Here is a 17,634-nt window from a genome sequence, read left to right on the forward strand (position 1 = left end):
GGTTCGACCCATTGTGGCCCTCCAGATTTGTCGTGCAGGAAGTCGCTGCGCCACATCGTTGGGGCGCAGCTCGCTCAAACGTAACTCCCAGCGGAATCTCAGTAAATGAGAAGCCCGTGAGAATCGCAAGACCTCGGGCCAGTACGCTGGGCAGGTGGTCCCCCGAACCCGACTTTCGACGAGCGTTCTGCTCACCTGCGCCGCGATCGGCGTCGCGACGGGAGCATTGCAGGCCGCCGCCGGCGCGGTGAGCGCACCCGTCTCGGCGGCGGCGCCCATCCTCTACGGGCTCGTCCTGGGGGTCCACGTGCTGCCCGGCGTCGTGGCGCAGGAGCTGCTGCGCCGGCCGTGGGTCGCCCTCATCACGCACCTCATCGCGGCGCTCGTGGCGAGCGCCGTCGTCCCGCTGTGGATCGGCCGGTACATCGGCACGGCCCTGCTCATCGGCGGATTGCAGGAGCTCATCGCCGCGACCTCGCGCTACCGCCGGTGGAACGCCTGGCGCTTCTTCCTGTCGGCGGTGATCGTCGGCGCGGTGATCGCGACCGCGATCTGGTTCGCCGCCGACGTGACCCGGTTCCCGCCGTGGGGGCAGATCGTCTACGTCGCGCTGTTCGTCGTGGGACCGGTCGCCTGGACGGCCGTCGGCCTCGCGATCGGCCGCGCACTGCGCCGGGCGGGGATCGCCCGACGCAGCCGCGGCTGAGAGCCGCGGCATCCCCCCTCGCGTCATCGTCGCCGCTACCTTTCCGATGACTTGGCGTATATGTACGCGACACACCGGTGTGTCGCGTACATATACGCCAAGTCATCGTGATTGGTTCGGGAAGTTAGGTCCGGGTAAGTTAGGGGAGGCTTAGTTTCCTTCGACGATCGGATGCCCGTGCCCCCTGCCGTGCCGCTGCTGCGGGTGCACGAGCTCGGCGTCACCCACGACGGCGAAGAGACGCCGGCGCCCGCGTCGGTGTCGTTCGAGGTCGCCCCGGGCGAGGTGGTGCTGCTGCTGGGGCCCAGCGGATCGGGCAAGTCCACGCTCACGCTGACCCTGAACGGGCTGCTGCCGCAGTCGGTGCCCGCCACCGTGCGGGGCACCGTCGAGGTCGACGGCCTCGACACGCAGACGACCCCGGTCGCGGAGCTCAGCACGCGCGTCGGCATGGTCTTCCAGGATCCCGACGCGCAGCTCGTGACCGGCACCCTCCTGGACGAGGTGGCCTTCGGCGCCGAGAATCTGCGGATGCCGGTGGCCGAGGTGCTCGCGCGGGCCGAGGCCGCCCTGCGCCGTGTCGGACTGTGGGAGCGTCGCGCCGAGAACCCCGACCGCCTGTCGGGCGGCGGACGCCAGCGGCTGGCCATCGCCTGCGCTCTCGCGATGGGCTCGCCTCTGCTCGTGCTCGACGAGCCGACCGCCAACCTCGACCCCGCCGGCATCGAGGACGTCTACGCGGCCCTGGCCGAGCTCGTCGCCGACCGCGACCGCGCGATCCTGCTCGTGGAGCACAACCTCGACGCCGCGGTCGGCTTCGTGGACCGCGTCGTGGTGCTCGACCACGACGGGCGCCTGGCGTACGACGGGGGCGTCGACGAGGTGCTGCGCGACAGGGCCGCCGCCCTGCACGACATGGGCGTGTGGCTGCCGGTGTCGGCGATCGCCGCGTTGCGCCTGCGCCGCGCCGGCTTCGCCCTCGACCCGCTGCCGCTGACCCCGGACGAGCTGCACGACGCACTGGAGGCCGAGGCGGCCCCCCGGTCGTTGAGCGAGCGAGGAACGAGCGAGACGAAACGCCCCGGACTCACGAGCAACCTCGACGGCACAGGCGTCTCGTCTTCGGGCGCCGGAGCGCCCTCCGCGAGGCTGCCGGAACCGCTCATCTCGGTGCGCGACCTGACCCTGCGCCGCGGACGCACCGAGGTGCTGCACGGCATCGACCTCGACGTGCCGCGGGGGGCGTTCGTCGCCGTCGTCGGCGCCAACGGTGCCGGCAAGACCTCGCTGATCCAGGCGCTGGCAGGGGTCGTGCGGCCGCCGAAGGGCGCCGTGCACGTCGACGGGCTCGACGTCGGTCGTGCCGACGCACGCACGCTGAGCGCGCGCATCGGGTTCGTGTTCCAGAACCCCGAGCATCAGTTCATCGCGCACACCGCGTTCGACGAGATCGCCCACGGCCTGCGCCTGCAGCACCTGCCCGAGGACGAGGTGCGCGCGCGCACCGAGGCGCTGCTGCAGCGCTTCGGTCTGACCGACAAGGCCGCGAGCCATCCGTTCCTGCTGTCGGGCGGGCAGAAGCGCCGATTGTCGGTCGGCACCGCGCTCGTGGCGGGAGCTCCGGTGCTCGTGCTCGACGAGCCGACGTTCGGGCAGGACCGCGCCCGCGCCGACGAGCTGCTCACACTGCTGTCGGAGCTCAATGCCGAGGGCACGACGATCGTCGTCGTGACCCACGACATGCAGCTGGTGACCGATCACGCCGACCGCACCGTGGTGCTCGCCGACGGCCGCGTGCTCGCCGACGGCGCGACGGCCGAGGTGTTCGCCGACGACGACCTGATCCGCCGCGCCGGCCTGCGTCCGCCGCCGCTGCGGCGCGCCCTGCGGGGACTGGTGCGGCATCCCGAGCTCTCGCGCATCGCGCGCCTCGCCGACCTGCCGGGCGCCGTCGGGGCGGTCGCAGGAGGTGCGGCATGACCGACGCCGGGCCCCTCACCGCCACCACGGCGGCGCACAGCACCGTCGATCCGTACGCGCGCCGGGTCGCGGCATCCCCCGTCCGCTTCCTCTACGCGCTGAATCCGCTGGCGAAGCTCGCCGCCCCGATCCCGGCGATGGTGCTCCTGGTGTTCGTGAGGGATGCCGCCACCCCGGCGGCGTTCCTGCTGCTGGCGTACGCGGTGCTGCTGATGGGCGTGAACTTCACCCGCCGGCTCGCGGCGGTGCTGCTGCTCGCGGTGCCGCTGAGCGCCGTCGTCATCGGCTTCGGCTTCGCGCTGTGGACCGATGCGTCCCGCGTGGACCAGTCGGTCGTGGTGTGGCAGATCGGCGGCTGGACGATGTACGGCGGCGCGCTGGCGGTCGGCTTCGCCACAGGCCTGCGGCTGGCGGCGATCGTCGCGCTGACGCTGATCGCCGGCCTGTCGACCACCGGACCCGACCTCGTGCGGGCGAGCGTGCAGCAGCTGCGCGTGCCGTACCGGATCGGCTACACGGCGCTGGCGGCGTTCCGCTTCGTGCCCCGGTTCGGGCACGAGCTCGACGTCATCCGTCAGGCGCACCGCGTGCGCGGCGCGCACGGCGGGCACGGCCCGTTCGCGGCGGTCGCGCGCTGGTTCGGGTACATCGTGCCGCTGCTGGCCGGCGCGATCCGGCACGCCGAGCGGGTGGCGCTGGCCATGGACTCCCGCGCCTTCGGCGCCCACCCCGACCGCACCGAGCGGCACCTGGTGCCGTGGCGCGTGCGCGACACGGTGTTCGTCCTGGCGTTCTGGGCCGTCTCGGCGGCGCTGTTCGCCGTGTTCTTCCCGTGGGGGCTCGCATGATCCGCGCGCCCCGCCCCGATCGAAACGGAGCAGCCTGATGGCCCCCGCCCCACGCCTCGTCAAGCCCGAGACCGCCGGTCTCGTGCACCTCACGGTGCTGCGCACCGCGCAGCTCTCGCCGCACTGGATCCGGGTGACCCTGGGCGGGGGCGAGATCGAGCGCTTCCGCCCGCTGGGCTACGACCAGTGGTTCCGCATCTTCCTGCCGCTCGGCGGCGACGAGGGCCTGGAACGCATCCCCGCCAAGGCCAACAAGCTGTTCGGGTACCTGAAGTACCTCCGCATCCCCGACGGCGTGCGCCCCGTCATGCGCAACTACACGGTGCGCGCGTTCCGCCCCGCGACCGCGGCGGCGGGCGCCGAGCTCGACGTCGACTTCGTCGTGCACGGGTCGGCCGAGGACGGCACGGCGGGTCCGGCGTCGCGGTGGGCGCAGTCGTGCCACGCGGGCGAGAGCGTCGTCGTGATCGACGAGGGCCTGTCGTTCAACCCCGACCGCGGCACCGACCGCGTCGTGCTCGTGTCGGACGAGACGGGGCTGCCGGCCGTCGCCGGCATCTGCGCATCGCTGCCGGCCGACGCGTCGGGCCTCGCGATCGTCGAGGTCCCCTCCGCCGACGACGCGCTCGACTTCGCGCACCCCGCGGCGGTGAGCGTGCGGTTCATCGTCCGGGAGGATGCCGTCAAGCCCGGCACGCTCGCGCTGCAGGCGCTGCGCGACGCCGAGCTGCCGGCATCCCCGTTCCACGCCTACATCGCGGGCGAGCAGGCCCTCGCCACCGACGGCCGGCGCCACCTCGTCGGCGAGCGCGGGGTGTCGAAGGACCACGTGAGCTTCATCGGGTACTGGCGCGTCGGCGCCGCCTCGCCCGCACCCAAGTCCCAGCGCGTGGCGGCCGAGGCGCACCCGTGAGCCGCGCGACCACGGCGTACCTGCTGACGTGCGCGGCGATCGGCGTCGCCGGCGGCGTCATGCTGTGGGGCGCGACGGCGCTGTCGACGGTGCTCTTCGCCGTCGTGCCGTTCGTCTCGGTCGCCCTCGCGGGCCTGTGGCTGCTGCCGGCCGTCGTCGCGCTGCGCCTCATCGAGCGTCCGCTCGCCGGCCTGCTCGTCGGGCTGATCTCGGGACTGGTGGTGTTCCCGTACCTCGCCACGAACCTGTGGTGGGCGTTCTTCGCCGAGCTGCCGTTCCTCCTCGCGGCGTACCGCAGCTGGCGCACGTGGCAGTACTACGCGGGCGCCGTCGTCGTGGGCGTGCTGTACCCGATCCTCGCGGCCGTGTCGTTCGACCTCGCGTCGATGACGGTCGGCGCGCAGATCGGCTTCTTCGCCATGTCGGTCGCGAGCTGCGTCGGCGGCACCGCGCTGGGCATCGTCATCGCCGACCGTCTGCGCAAGGCCGGAGTGGCCAAGCTCGCACGCCGCCGAGGCCTCGCCGGCCGCGGCATGGGACGCGGCAGCGGACCCGCCGGCCAGCACTGACCCGGGTGCCCCGCGCGCGTGCCGATTGCGGCGAGTCGCCAGCATCGGCGCTGCCGGGTCGCGATCCTTGGCTACGGTCCATGAGGCGCGCTGCTGCAGTTCTTGGCGACTCGTCAGAGAGATGCGCGTGTCTGCGTCGTCCGTGGCGACTCGCCGGAAACGCCAGTCGCCCCGAACGCGAAGAGAACAGAAGAGAACAAAGGATGCCGCCACCCGGGCCCTCGTGGGGCTCAGGCGGCGGCATCCGCCCTTCTAAAGGCTCAGGGACCGGTCGGTCTCAGCGCTTGCCGACGATCTGGCGCGACACGATGTCGCGCATGATCTCGTTCGTGCCGCCGTAGATGCGGTGCACGCGGGCGTCGAGGTACGCACGGGCGATCGGGTACTCGGTGATGTAGCCGTAGCCGCCGTGCAGCTGCACGCCGATGTCGAGCACCTCGGCCTCGCGGTCCGTCGACCAGAACTTGACCTTCGCAGCCTCTTCGGCCGTCAGCTTCTGGTCCTTGTAGAGCATCATGGCGCGGTCGTTGTAGACCCACGTCACGTCGACGGTGGTCGCCATGTCGGCCAGCTTGAACCGCGTGTTCTGGAAGTCGGCGATCCGCTCGCCGAACGCCTCGCGGCTCAGCACGTACTCGCGCGTCCAGTGGAACGCGGCCTCGCACGCGGCGGCGGCCGCGACGCCGATCGACAGGCGCTCCAGCGGCAGGTTCATCATGAGCTGGATGAAGCCGAGGCCCTCCTTGCCGCCGATGAGGTTCGCGTCGGGCACGAACACGTCGGTGAACGAGAGCTCCGCGGTGTCCCAGCCGTGGAAGCCCATCTTCTCGAGCTTCTTGCCGTGGTCGAAGCCTTCCATGCCGTTCTCGAGGATCAGCAGGCTGAAGGCGTCGGGACGGTTGCCCTCACCGGTCTTGACGAAGGTTACGACGATGTCGGCGGTCTTGCCCGACGAGATGAACGTCTTGGCGCCGTTGACGATGTAGCCGCCGTCGACCTTCTTGGCGGTCGTCTTGATGCCGCGCAGGTCCGAGCCCGCGCCGGGCTCGGTCATCGCGAGGGCGCCGAGGATCTCGCCGGTCGCCATGCCGGGGAGCCACTTCTCCTTCTGCTCCTGCGTGCCCATGTGGACGATGTACGGCACAGCCAGGTCGTCCTGGATGCCCAGGGCGCCGGCGAGCGAGCCGAGGCCGGCGCCGATGGTCTCTTCGAGCACGATGGCGCGGAAGCGGTAGTCCTGCAGCATGCCGGCGCCGCCGAACTCCTCGGGGACGCTCAGGCCAATGATGCCGGCCTCGCCCGCAGCGAGCATGGTCGCCCGGTCGATCTCGCCGTCGGCGTCCCACTGCTTGCGCTTGTCTTCGGTGCCGTAACGCTTGATGAACTCCTTGACGACGTCGCGGAACGCCTCGTGGTCCTCGTCGTAGATGTCGCGCTCCATGTGCGCCTTCCTCTCTCCTCTGCCGTCTTCGCTGAGGCGGTAGAGATTGAATCCCAAGAGGAATGGTACTCAGTTTCACCGGAGGGATGCCGCAAGCCGGCCGACCCCCGGTCAGTTCAGGTAGCCCGGCGCGGCCTCGAGCCCGAAGAACTCCTCCAGCGAGGTCCAGCCGCCGTCGTGGTACGCCTTCGCGAGCTCCGGCCCCACGTAGCGCAGATGCCACGGTTCCGGCGTGTACCCGGTGACGTCCGTCGCACCCTCGACGTACCGCACGATCCAGCCGTGCTCCCACGCGTGGTCGGCGACCCACTGCCCCTGAGGGGATGCCGCCAGCTCATCCAGCCCCGTGCAGGCGCCCGCGCACGCGACGACGTCGGCGCTGAGGCCGAGCTGGTGCTCGCTGTATCCCGGCCGGGCGCTCACGAGGTCGGCACGCGCGCCCCGCTCGGCGAAGTGGCGGCCGTACGTCTCCTGCTGCGTCTGGTACGAGCGGAACCCGCTCTCCAGCGCGAGCTCGCCCGCACCGGCGTCACGCGCGGCCGTGACCATCGCCGAGAGCGCGGCCGCGGCATCCGCCCGCAGCGCGCCCCCCTCGATGTTTCGCACGCCGCTGGGCAGCACGAGGCTGCTCGGGCGGTAGTCCACGGGGTTCGCGGGACGATGCTTGTCGAGCACGGTCCAGATGCGCGACGAGTCGCCGAGGTTCACGCACGGCGCGCGCCCTTCGACGACGGCGGCGCGGAACGCCTCGCCCCCGCCGGCGGCGACGACGGCTGCCTCGTCATCGCCCGCCTGCAGTGCGTTCGTGAAGCTCGACAGGGTGCACAGGTCGGCGGCGGGGGGAGATTCCTGCACGTCGGGGACGGGGAGCTGGTCGATCGGCGGCGGCGCCACGCTCAGCGCCGCCGCGCTCGTCGATCCGTCGTTCAGCTGCGTGTCGGCGATCATCGCGGTCACGGCGGCCGACGAGCCGAGCAGCAGCGCCGCCCCGGTCGCGAGTCCCGCCACCAGCGCGATGCGGCGCGCCAGCCGCCGCGGCCGCACGTGACGTGCGGGCGTCGCGTCCTCGGTGACGAGGTCGCCGAGCGTCGGCGGCTCCGCGGCGCCGTGCGCGATCCCCGTGGCAGCGGGCACGCTCGGCGGGCTCGTGGATGCCGACGGCCCGGTGCCGATCGTCAGCACCGGCGCCGTGTCGACCGTGAAAAGGGGCACCGTGTCGGTGGCCGGGATGCCCTCGGCCGTCGCACCCTCGGCATCGTACGAGGCGCGGCGGACGGCCTCTTCCGTCCGGGCCCCGGCGGCCTCGCGGGCGCGCCGCTCCGCCTCTTCGCGCATCGCTCGGGCGGCGCGACGAGTCTCGGGGGCGGCTCGGGGGGTAGCGAGCCCGCCAGGCTCCGTCACGTCAGCCATTCTGGCCGCGGTCGCCGGATTTGGCCAGGCGGGCGGCACGCCGTCGCTCGGTGTTCGATGAAGACGAGGTGGCTTCTTGACTTAAGTTCGAACCTTTGTTCTGATTATGGCATGCGGTGGCAAGGACAGGAGCTGGGAGTGGCGGATGCCGCGGCCCTGCCCGGGATGGAGCAGCTCAACGGCCTCGTGCGGTCGGTGACCACGCCGGAGTTCGCCGGCGTCACGTTCCACGAGGTGCTCTGCAAGTCCGCCCTGAACCACGTGCCCAGTGCCTCCGCCATGCCCTTCGACTGGACCGTGAACCCGTACCGCGGCTGCTCTCATGCCTGCGTGTACTGCGTGCATCCCGACACTCGGGTGCTGATGGCGGACGGGCGGAGCAAGCGGATCGCAGATGTCCGCGCCGGCGACGAGGTGGTCGGAACGCGACGCGACGGTTCGTACCGTCGCTATGTGCGAGCCACCGTGTCGGCGCAGTGGAGCACGCGGAAGCGGGCGTATCGCGTGACGCTTGCCGACGGCACAGAGCTCATCGCCAGCGCCGATCACCGGTTCCTCACGGAACGCGGTTGGAAGTACGTCCGACCCGCCGAGTCCGGGCAGCGGCCCTACCTGACGACCAACAACAAGCTTCTGGGCTTCGGAACGGGGGGCTTCGCCTCGACCCTCGTCGAGAGCGACGATTATCGCCGCGGCTATCTCGTCGGAATGATCCGCGGGGATGCGTCCATGCTCAGACGGGAGTACCCCCGCTCGAAAGGCGACGGTACTTACGTCGCGTATCGGTTCCGGCTCGCTCTCGCGGATTCGGGGGCGCTGGAGCGGTCGCAGGACTTCCTCGAGCGCTTCGGCGTGTCCACCAACCGGCGGCGGTTCACCGCTGCCACGGACCGACGTCGAGAGATGAACGCGATCTTCACGTCTCGCGGCGCCGATTGCGAGTCGATCACGGCGCTCGTCGAATGGCCCTCCCTGCCGTCGTCCGAGTGGTCGCGAGGGTTCCTGGCCGGAATCTTCGATGCTGAGGGAAGCTGCAGCCGGGGAATTCTCCGCATCACCTACGGCGATGAGACGATGCTCGCGACAACCGCGGCCGCTCTCACGGCGCACGGCTTCCGGTACGTGCGCGAGCCGGCGCGTCCCAACGGCGTCAGCTCTATCCGCCTCCTCGGTGGACTGCCCGCGCGACGCCGATTCTCCGACCTCACTCAGCCCGCGATCTCGCGCAAGCTGAGCCTGATCGGCGATGCGGTCAAGTCGGATGCGCCGCTGCGCGTCATCTCGATCGAAGACCTGGGTGAGACCATCGACATGGTCGACATCACCACCTCGACGGGCGACTTCATCGCGAACGGCGTCGTCAGCCACAACTGCTTCGCCCGGGGGACGCACGAGTACCTGGAGCTCGATGCGGGGCGCGACTTCGACACGCAGGTCGTGGTCAAGGTCAACGTCGCGGAGGTGCTGGGCAAAGAGCTGCGGCGCGGCAGCTGGCAGCACGAGCCCGTCATGCTCGGCACCAACACCGACCCGTACCAGCGGGCCGAGGGGCGGTACAAGCTGATGCCCGGGATCGTCTCGGCGCTCACCGAGTCGGGGACTCCCTTCTCGATCCTCACCAAGGGCACGCTGCTGCGACGCGACCTTCCGCTGCTGACGGCCGCGGCGCAGGACGTGCACGTGTCGATCGCGATGTCGATCGCCGTGTTCGACGACGAGCTGCAGCACCTCATCGAGCCCGGCACGCCGAACGCGACGGCGCGCCTCGAGACCGTGCGCGCGGCGACCGAGGCCGGGTTCCGCGTCACGGTGTTCCTGATGCCGATCATCCCCCACCTCACCGACTCGATCGCCGCGATCGACCATGCCCTCACCCGCATCAGGGCGGCCGGCGCGGTGCGCGTGGTCTACGGCGCGCTGCACCTTCGCCCCGGGGCGAAGCAGTGGTTCCTGCAATGGCTTGCGGAGCGGCATCCCGAGCTCGTCTCGTCGTATCGCGGGCTCTACCCGGGGGCCACGGCGACCGCCCCCAAGGCGTACCGGTCGTGGCTGGCCAAGCGCGTGCGCCCGCTGCTGCGCGTCCACGGGCTGGACGGGCGCGCCGAGGACGAGAACGTGCGCGGCGGTCCGGTGGCGGGGCTCGCCGCGCGGGCCGATGCGCGGGCCGCGCCGTCGATCATCGTCACCTCGCGCGGGCGCGCCGCCACCGCATCGCGTGCGACGGCGAGAGGTGCGGGCAGCGCGGCGGCGGAGGCATCCACCCGGCTCTTCTGACGCGCTAGTTGTACCCGGCAGTCAGGTTGGTGACACCCTGCTGAGCGGGGTGCCGCCGATGGCTGAGTGGTATCGCTGAGTGTTGTACTGCTCGATCCAGGGCGCAAGGGCGGCCGCGCGTTGGTCGTTCGAGGTGAAGACCTGCCGGTAGGCCCATTCGGTCTGCAGGGTGCGGTTGAGTCGTTCGACCTTGCCGTTCTGCCACGGACAGTGCGGGCGGATGAGGACATGTTTGGCGCCCAGCGAGGTGAGCACATCGCGGACGTCGGTGGAGAGCCGGTAGCTGAAGTGGTTGTCGGTCATCACCCGCTCGATGCGAGCGATGCCGTGGTCGCGGAAGTAGGCGGCGGCCCGTGCGAGGAACGCGGCGCAGGTGGCGCCCTTCTCGTCCGGGTGGATCTCGGAGTACGCCAGTCGGGAGTGATCGTCGACGAGCGAGTGGACGTAGTCGAACCCGATCCGCGCTTTCTTGTGCGCGGCGGTGTCGCCGGCTGATCTGCCGTGCGCCCGCCAACCGCCGCCGTCGGGGATGCGGCCCAGCTTCTTCACGTCCATGTGGACCAGCTCGCCCGCTCGGGCGCGTTCGTAGCGGACGGCGGTGGTCTTCGACGCCCGGATGACGGCCCCGGTCAGCGGGTCGCACTCGACCAGACGTGGCACGTGATGTCGGCGCAAGATCGCGGTGACAGTGCGTGCGGGGACACCGGTCACCATGGCGAGGCGGTCGGGGCCTTGCCGCAGCTGACGGCGCACCGCGACCACCCGCAGTTCTACCTCCAGTGGTGTTCGTCGCGGCATGGAATGCGGACGCGAGGAGCGGTCGCTGAGACCGGCGACACCCTCAGCCCGGAACCGGTTGACCCAGCGGTGCGCGCATTGACGCGACACTCCGAGCTCTTTGGCGACGTGAGCGACTGGGCGATGCTGCATCAGCACCCGCTCGACGAGCAGAACTCTGCCCCGGACATTGAGCCGGGCATTAGCGTGAGACACGAGACCTCCTGGCAGCGAAGAACTAGACAGCTCCACTAAGCCAGGAGGTCTCCTCACCCCACAAGAACGTCACCAACGTCCCAGCCGGGTACAGCTAGTCGCTGATGTCGCGCTGCCTGCGCGCCTCGGCCGATCGCGCCCACACCTGCCGTTGGTGCCGCGATGCCTTGCGCGCGGCGTGCTCACGACGAGCACGCGGATCACCGGCCGGACGCGGCAGCTCACCGCGCGCGGCACGGACCAGGTATCCGGCGCTGTCGACGATGAAGGCCACTCCCGCGTACGAGAGCAGGCAGAGCGCGATGATCCCCATCCACAGCGGTGTCGGGCGCGCGATGCCGACCATGTCGAAGAGACCGGTGCCGTCCCGCACGGTCTGCACGACCATCGCGCCCACGAGCCACAGCATCCCGACACCCGCCAGCAGCGCGAGCACCGACGCGATCACGCCACCCCTCGTGAGGACTTCTCTGCGCGGCCTGATCAACACCCTCTGATTCTGCGGCATCCGCGGTGACGCGCCGACTCCGAAGGGGCCGGTTCGGTCGCTCGTCATGTGGAAGGCGACACGAGGGACCCCATTCGCACGACGGATCAGCCCACGACGGCTGCGTCCTTCGCACGCACAGCCTCTGCGGCCGGCAGCACCCGGACCGGCGCGGGGGCGAGGTCGGCAGCATCCGCCGTCACGAAGTCGACCACGGCGTCCAGCACGGCGTCGGCCGCGAGGATGCGGTTGTGCCCGAACCCCGTGGTCGCCATCACCCGCGCCCCGGGGTTCGCCGCGGCGATGCGCGCGGACTCGCCGAAGGGCACGAAGCGGTCGCCCTCGTCATGGGCGATGAGGAGAGGGATGCCGTCGGGCAGTGGCCGCCGCACGGCTGAGAGCCATGCGAACGGGTCGGCGTCGCCGGGGAAGTAGCGGGCCGCGAAGCGCCGACGCAGCTGCGCCATGACAGCATCGGAGCAGCCGATCATGCGCTGGAACCCGCGCAGGATCTGGTCCGCGTCGGCCAGTGCCGAGATCGTGACGACGCGTGCGGCATCCACTCCCCCGGCGACCCCGACGAGCGCTGCAAGGCCGCCGAACGAGTGGCCGACGATCGCGTCGAACCGCCCGTGCCGCTGCTGCAGTTCGGCGAACACGTCGAGCCAATCGACGAGGTAGGTGTGCCGTCCGCCGGTGTCGCCGTGGGCCGGACCGTCGAAGGCGACGACGCGATACCCCTCCGCCGTGAGCTCGCGCACGAGGGCCGAGAGCTGGCTCGCGCGCCCGAGCCAGCCGTGCGAGAGCACGACGGTGCGCGGGCCGCGCCCCCATTCGTAGACCACCACGTCCACGCCACGGCGATCGACGCCGGGGATGCGCAGGGTGCGGCGGCGCGCGAGCGACATCGTGGGCGCGTCGTCCGCGTGCACGGGCCGGGGCTTCGCGACATGCGCGAAGAACGGCATGGCGACGGCTGCGCCCGCTCGCGGCGAGAACGTCCCGGCCGCGCGGACGGCGGCACCCGGAAGGCGGAGTGCGGTGCTCATGGTGCTCCGATTCGAAGAATACGAACGATCGTACTTATGAATACGAACGATCGTACGGTAACCTTGCACCGTGACACAAGCCCCGATCGACCGCCGTCGCGTCCGCGGCGACGAGTCGCGGCGTGCGATCCTCGCGCACGCGGTCGACACCGCGACGGTCGACGGTCTCGACGGCCTCACGATCGGACGGCTCGCGGATGCCTCGGGCCACAGTAAGAGCGGCATCGCGACCCTCTTCGGCTCGAAGGAGCAGCTGCAGCTGGCCGTCGTCGCCGCCGCCCGCGAGGTGTTCATCGAGGCCGTGATCGCGCCGGCACGCGCGTCCACGCCGCGCGGCCTCGTGCGCGTGTGCGCAATCCTGTCGTCGTGGCTGGCGTACTCGCGCGACCGGGTCTTCCGCGGCGGCTGCTTCTTCGCCGCCACGTCGGTCGAGTTCGACGCCAAGCCGGGCGTGGTGCGCGACGCCGTCGTCGCCGCGTCCAGCGAATGGGAGGACTACCTCTCCGGCAGCATCGAGCACGCCATGACCGCGGGCGAGCTGCCCCTCCTCGACGATCCCCGGCAGCTGACGTTCGAGATGGTGTCGTTCCTCGAGGCCGCGAACACCCGATCGCTGCTGCACGAGAGTGTCGAGCCGTATCAGCGCGCCGAAGCCGCGCTGCGCTCCCGCCTCATCGCACTGGGCGGCGACCCCGAGCTCGTCGCGACGATCGGCTCGCCGACCGCCTGACTCCCGCGAAGCACGCCCCGCGCATGCGACGGCGGGCGTCCCCGAGGGGACGCCCGCCGCGTGCGCTGCCGCTCAGCGCTTCCAGGGGCTGTGCTTGCCGCCGGGCACGTCGTTGCGACTCCACCACTGGGCGGTATAGGTCACGCCGTCGTGCACGACCCGGTCGCCCTTGTCGTAGATGCGATCGGCGTACCAGGCCTGGACGGTCGCGGGGTCGATGCCGCACGCCGTCAGCGTGCTCCACGGCCCTCTCGCCGAGGCGCCAGGCACGTCGCCCTTGGCGTACCACTGGGCCTCGAACACGCGCCCGTCGAGGAACACGAGTTCACCTCCGCGGTACGTCGTGCGGGCGTTCCAGGGAGTCGCCGCGGCATCCGGGGTCGCCGCGCAGTCGAGCTTGGCCGCGCCCGCCACCGGACCGGGCGCCGCCCCGCGCTGCACGGCCGCCGAGGCAGCCGTCAGGTCGCCGGCGACGTCATTGCCGACCTCCCAGAAGTCGACGCCGCCGAGCCCCTTCGAGATCGCCCACGCGGCCTTCTCGGCCACGGCGGTCTCGTCGTCGAACGACCAGAACTCGCGCTGCGCGGCGTCATAGCCCCACGTGGCGTTGAAGCGTCCGTCAGCGGTGTACTCGTGGTGGATCTCGAGGTCGCGCGCCTTGAGCTGGTCCCACGTGATCTGCGTCAGCCCCGGGCCGGACGACGTCCACGGCTGCGGCTCGGCGTCGGACCACCCCTGACCGTACGCGGCCAGGCCGAGGTTCAGCTGCGACGGGTCGACGCCGGCGTTCACGTACGACGCGACGACGGTGTCGAGGCCGAGACCCCAGTTGTGGGCCGGGTCGCCGTACACGTTGCCCTGGTGGCCGGTCTGCGGCGTCCACGATCCCCACAGGTCGTAGCCCTGCAGATTGGCGAAGTCGAGGTACTCGAACAGCTCGGGGTCGTTCCAGCCGCCCGCGGCGATCTGCGTCGGCCCGGCGGGGAGGAACGCCGAGATCTCGTAGTCGCGACCGGTCTGCGCCTCGACGGCGTCCAGCTGCGCGCGCAGTTCCTTCACGAACGCGAGGAAGTTGGCCTTGTCGTTCACCGGGTCGACCGAGTTGCCGACCTCCTGCGCCCAATCGGGGGCTCCCGGCCACTCCCAGTCGAGGTCGAACCCGTCGAACACGCCCGCAGCCGCCCCTGCACCGCCCCGGCCGTCGATCACCGGCAGGTTGCCGCGGATGTACAGGTCGATGCAGGACGCCGCCAGTGCCGTTCGCAGCTCGGGCGTCGCGACGGCCTTGGAGAACGACTTCGACCACGACCACCCGCCCAGCGACACGTTCACCTTGAGGTCGGGGTACAGGCGCTTCAGCTGCGCGAGCTGGTTGAAGTTGCCCGCGAGCTTCTGCCGGGCGGTGTCGGCGATCCCGAGCACGGACTGGTCGGCGGTGAAGGCGTGCACGAAGTCGCTGCCGGCATCGCCGGCGGTGTCGGTCTGGCCGGGGCCCGCAGCGGGGGTGTCTGAGATGAAGCACGTGTACGGCTGCACGCCGTCGAGCCCCTGCGCGCCGGCGGCGCGGGCGGTGTCGAGCGCGGCCTGGTCGCCGGCGATGTTGCCGAACGAATAGTTCAGGTGGGTGAGGTCTGCGCCGACGCCGCCGTCGACGAACACGCGCTTGACCGTGGCCTGGGCGTCGCCGGTGGCGCGCCACTGCCCGTAGTAGCCGACGTTCCGGTATCCGTTGATCGTCGTGGTCGGGGTCGCGTCCTCGCTCGCGGCGAGCGCCGGCGGTGCGGCGAACAGGCCGAGCGCGAGCGCGCCGGTGACTGCTGCGGTGAGGCCGGCGGCGAGGGCCGGCTTTCGGTGTCTGGACACACAAGCTCCTTCGGTTGTGGGGGACGGCATCCGGTCAGGACGAATTAGGTAACCGTCCTAACAAATGCCCTGTCCATAATTCTGGCATCGAAGGGCCGTCGTCCGGAAGAGCCGATCGCGCGACTAACCTCTCAGCCATGAGGGTCGTCGTCATCGGAGGGACCGGCCAGATCGGCGGAAAGGTCACCGCGCTGCTGCGTGCGGCGGGCCACGAGGCGGTGCCGGCCTCGCCCTCGACCGGAGTCGACGCCGCCACCGGTCGTGGCCTCGCTGCCGCGCTCCACGGGGCCGACACCGTGATCGACGTCTCCAAGCCGCACGGGTACGACCCTGCCGCGGTCGAGGAGTTCTTCCGCGCTGCGGCCACGAACCTCGTCGCCGCCGAACGCGCAGCCGGCGTCCGGCACCACCTCGCTCTCGCGGCCGTCGGCACGGAGGCCGCCCGCATCCCGTTCTACCGCGCGAAGGCGACCGGCACGGAGCTGATCCGCTCAGGTGGAGTGCCGTACACGCTCGTGCATGCGACCCAGTTCTTCGAGTTCGTCTTCGCCATCGCCGACTCGGCCACCGTCGACGGCGAGGTGCGCCTGCCGGCCGCGCTCGTCCAGCCGGTCGCCGGCGCCGACGTCGCGAGGCGGCTGGTCGAGCTCGCGTCCGCCTTGCCGCTCGACGGCGCCATCGACGTCGCGGGACCCGACGTGCTGCCGCTGGCCGACTTCGTCCGCCGGGCCCTGGCCGCCACGGGTGATCCGCGGACCGCGCACATCGACGCCGACGCCCTCTACTTCGGCGGGCGCATCGACCGCACCACGCTCCTCCCGGCCGCCGATGCACAGCTGCTGCCGACGCGCTTCGACGACTGGCTGGTGCAGCACACCGGCTGAACGCGAGGAACCGGCGGACCGGGTCAGCCCGCCGGCGTGATCGTCACCGTCCGGGCACCCGGATCGATCGTGAAGGCGAGCACGCGGGCGCCGGCATCCCACTCCACGACCTCGCCGCCGTCGACGACTCCGCCCCGGGGGAATCGATCCGCCGGCAGATACGCCTCGCTCACGAGCCCGCTGTCGCCACCTTCCCCACTGTCGCCATCCAGGTGCAGGACGAGTCGGCCGTCCTGCACCGTCCAGGACGACACCGGCCCCGAGACGGCCCGCGGGTACGGGCGTTCGACCGCGCCGATGAGGTTGCGGGGCGTGCCGTCGGGCTCGTACGGCCCCCAGCTGCCCGGGTCGCGCGACCAGTACACGACGCCCATGCCGGCGGCGTCCGCGGTGCGGTAGACGAGGTCGACGTAGTCGAGCGCACCCGGCAGCGTCGTGTCCAGACCGAACTCGCCGAGGATCACCGGCACGCCGCCCATCGCCTCGGCTGCACGAAGGGTGTTCGACGCCCATGCCGACACCGTGCCTTCGACGAGGTCGCGACTCGACCCGGAGAAGCCGTCGCCGAGGTCCATCGGCAGCGGATACAGGTGCGGGCAGAAGGCGATGCGCGGGTCGCCGTCGCGGGCGTCGTCGATGGGGCCGAGCCCGGTCGGCAGCCCCCAGTTGAAGCCCAGTGCCTGGGGCTCGACGCACACCCACGTGTCGGCATCCACGTCGCGGATCGCGTCGGCGGTCAGCTGGTACAGCGACGTCAGCGGACCGGCCTCGAACGCCGGCCCCTGCAGTGTGCCGCCGTAGGGCTCATTCATGAGGTCGTACGCCACGACCGCGGGATCGCCGGCGAAGCGCTCGGCCACCGCCCGCCACGCCTTCGCGTAGTGCTCTGCCAGTTCGGGGTGCGCGCCGGTGGTGTTCCAGAAGTTGTCGAACGCGCGGATCACACCCGGCTCGAGGTAGTACAGCTCCCACATGTCGTGGTCCTGGACCTGCAGGCCGTCCATGTGGGTGGCCCACTCCGGTGCGCCGTTGCCCGTGCCGCCGTCCGGGGTGATCGCGCCGCTCCACAGGTCCTGGTGCATGTCGAGCATCACGTGGTAGCCGCGGTCCGCGTACCAGCCGACCCGCTCCGCCACGTCGTCGAGGTAGTCCTGGTCGTACTCCCCCGGCTGCGGCTCGACCTTGCGCCATGAGATGAGGAACCGCACGAAGTCCGTGCCGGTGTCGGCATACTCGGCGTCCAGGTCGTCCTCGGTGAACTGCGGCATCCCGTCGCGCGCCGACTTCGCGCTCGACGCGGTATTGAACCCGTTCGCCACGATCGCCCTGCCGTCGTCGTCCTGGAGGAACGAGGACGCGGATGCCGGGCCTGGTGTCCGCAGTGCGGCGGCCGCACCGCCGACGACGACCAGGGCACCGACGGCGATCGCGAGCACGCCACGGGGACCGAGCATGGCAGACCGTCCTCTCCGACGGGAACCGGCGCG

General features: G+C 71.2%; 15 protein-coding genes. 8 read left to right on the top strand and 7 right to left on the bottom strand.

The features are described 5' to 3' along the window. The first annotated feature begins 154 nt into the window (after positions 1–154). The 5 genes from FB391_RS14330 (at position 155) to FB391_RS14350 (ending at position 5,016) form a co-directional block, all read left to right on the top strand. On the top strand, positions 155–706 hold the full coding sequence (locus FB391_RS14330; RefSeq protein WP_141895434.1) for an ECF transporter S component: 552 nt from the start codon (positions 155–157) through the stop codon (positions 704–706). A 171-nt stretch (positions 707–877) separates the two neighbouring features. Then, positions 878–2,686: an ABC transporter ATP-binding protein gene (locus FB391_RS14335; RefSeq protein WP_141895435.1), complete on the top strand. Its 1,809-nt coding sequence runs from the start codon at positions 878–880 to the stop codon at positions 2,684–2,686. Beyond that, positions 2,683–3,534, top strand: coding sequence for an energy-coupling factor transporter transmembrane component T (locus FB391_RS14340; protein WP_141895437.1), 852 nt, complete (start codon positions 2,683–2,685; stop codon positions 3,532–3,534). The genes FB391_RS14335 and FB391_RS14340 overlap by 4 nt, the downstream gene beginning before the upstream one ends. Before the next feature lie 37 nt (positions 3,535–3,571). Continuing rightward, on the top strand, positions 3,572–4,447 hold the full coding sequence (locus tag FB391_RS14345) for a siderophore-interacting protein (protein ID WP_141895439.1): 876 nt from the start codon (positions 3,572–3,574) through the stop codon (positions 4,445–4,447). Next, the gene (locus FB391_RS14350; protein WP_141895441.1) at positions 4,444–5,016 is read left to right on the top strand and encodes an ECF transporter S component; all 573 of its coding nucleotides are present in this window, start codon (positions 4,444–4,446) and stop codon (positions 5,014–5,016) included. Before FB391_RS14345 ends, FB391_RS14350 begins: the two co-directional genes overlap by 4 nt. 277 nt (positions 5,017–5,293) lie before the next feature. On the opposite strand, the gene FB391_RS14355 is transcribed toward FB391_RS14350, so the two are convergent. Both FB391_RS14355 and FB391_RS14360 read right to left on the bottom strand, forming a co-directional pair. Next, positions 5,294–6,457, bottom strand: a complete 1,164-nt coding sequence (locus FB391_RS14355; RefSeq protein ID WP_141895443.1) for an acyl-CoA dehydrogenase family protein — start codon at positions 6,455–6,457, stop codon at positions 5,294–5,296. Between the two features lie 111 nt (positions 6,458–6,568). Beyond that, on the bottom strand, positions 6,569–7,858 hold the full coding sequence (locus FB391_RS14360; RefSeq protein ID WP_185843106.1) for a M15 family metallopeptidase: 1,290 nt from the start codon (positions 7,856–7,858) through the stop codon (positions 6,569–6,571). Between the two features lie 120 nt (positions 7,859–7,978). Between FB391_RS14360 and FB391_RS14365 the strand changes: the two genes are divergently transcribed. Further along, positions 7,979–10,141 carry an intein-containing Rv2578c family radical SAM protein gene (locus tag FB391_RS14365; protein WP_141895446.1) on the top strand — a complete coding sequence of 721 codons (2,163 nt, stop codon included), beginning with the start codon at positions 7,979–7,981 and terminating at the stop codon, positions 10,139–10,141. A 21-nt stretch (positions 10,142–10,162) separates the two neighbouring features. Here the strand turns inward: FB391_RS14365 and FB391_RS14370 are convergent, their stop codons facing one another. From FB391_RS14370 to FB391_RS14380, 3 genes are all read right to left on the bottom strand, one after another. Beyond that, positions 10,163–11,134 (bottom strand): IS481 family transposase, encoded by a 972-nt coding sequence (locus FB391_RS14370; protein ID WP_141892304.1) that lies wholly within the window; start codon positions 11,132–11,134, stop codon positions 10,163–10,165. Positions 11,135–11,228: 94 nt separating this feature from the next. Next, the gene (locus FB391_RS14375; protein WP_141895448.1) at positions 11,229–11,624 is read right to left on the bottom strand and encodes a hypothetical protein; all 396 of its coding nucleotides are present in this window, start codon (positions 11,622–11,624) and stop codon (positions 11,229–11,231) included. A 104-nt stretch (positions 11,625–11,728) separates the two neighbouring features. Further along, complete coding sequence (locus FB391_RS14380) at positions 11,729–12,670, bottom strand: alpha/beta fold hydrolase (RefSeq protein WP_141895449.1); 942 nt, start codon at positions 12,668–12,670, stop codon at positions 11,729–11,731. A gap of 70 nt (positions 12,671–12,740) precedes the next feature. Here FB391_RS14380 and FB391_RS14385 point away from each other — a divergent pair, with 70 nt between their 5' ends. Beyond that, positions 12,741–13,400 carry a TetR/AcrR family transcriptional regulator gene (locus tag FB391_RS14385; RefSeq protein ID WP_141895451.1) on the top strand — a complete coding sequence of 220 codons (660 nt, stop codon included), beginning with the start codon at positions 12,741–12,743 and terminating at the stop codon, positions 13,398–13,400. A 72-nt stretch (positions 13,401–13,472) separates the two neighbouring features. On the opposite strand, the gene FB391_RS14390 is transcribed toward FB391_RS14385, so the two are convergent. Next, the gene (locus FB391_RS14390) at positions 13,473–15,263 is read right to left on the bottom strand and encodes a glycosyl hydrolase family 18 protein (protein ID WP_185843107.1); all 1,791 of its coding nucleotides are present in this window, start codon (positions 15,261–15,263) and stop codon (positions 13,473–13,475) included. A 137-nt stretch (positions 15,264–15,400) separates the two neighbouring features. Here FB391_RS14390 and FB391_RS14395 point away from each other — a divergent pair, with 137 nt between their 5' ends. Further along, positions 15,401–16,147: an SDR family oxidoreductase gene (locus tag FB391_RS14395; RefSeq protein WP_141895455.1), complete on the top strand. Its 747-nt coding sequence runs from the start codon at positions 15,401–15,403 to the stop codon at positions 16,145–16,147. Between the two features lie 23 nt (positions 16,148–16,170). Here the strand turns inward: FB391_RS14395 and FB391_RS14400 are convergent, their stop codons facing one another. After that, positions 16,171–17,601: a glycoside hydrolase family 5 protein gene (locus FB391_RS14400; protein ID WP_141895456.1), complete on the bottom strand. Its 1,431-nt coding sequence runs from the start codon at positions 17,599–17,601 to the stop codon at positions 16,171–16,173. Positions 17,602–17,634: the final 33 nt, after the last annotated feature.

Source organism: Microbacterium kyungheense (assembly GCF_006783905.1).
In the GTDB taxonomy this organism is placed as follows: domain Bacteria; phylum Actinomycetota; class Actinomycetes; order Actinomycetales; family Microbacteriaceae; genus Microbacterium; species Microbacterium kyungheense.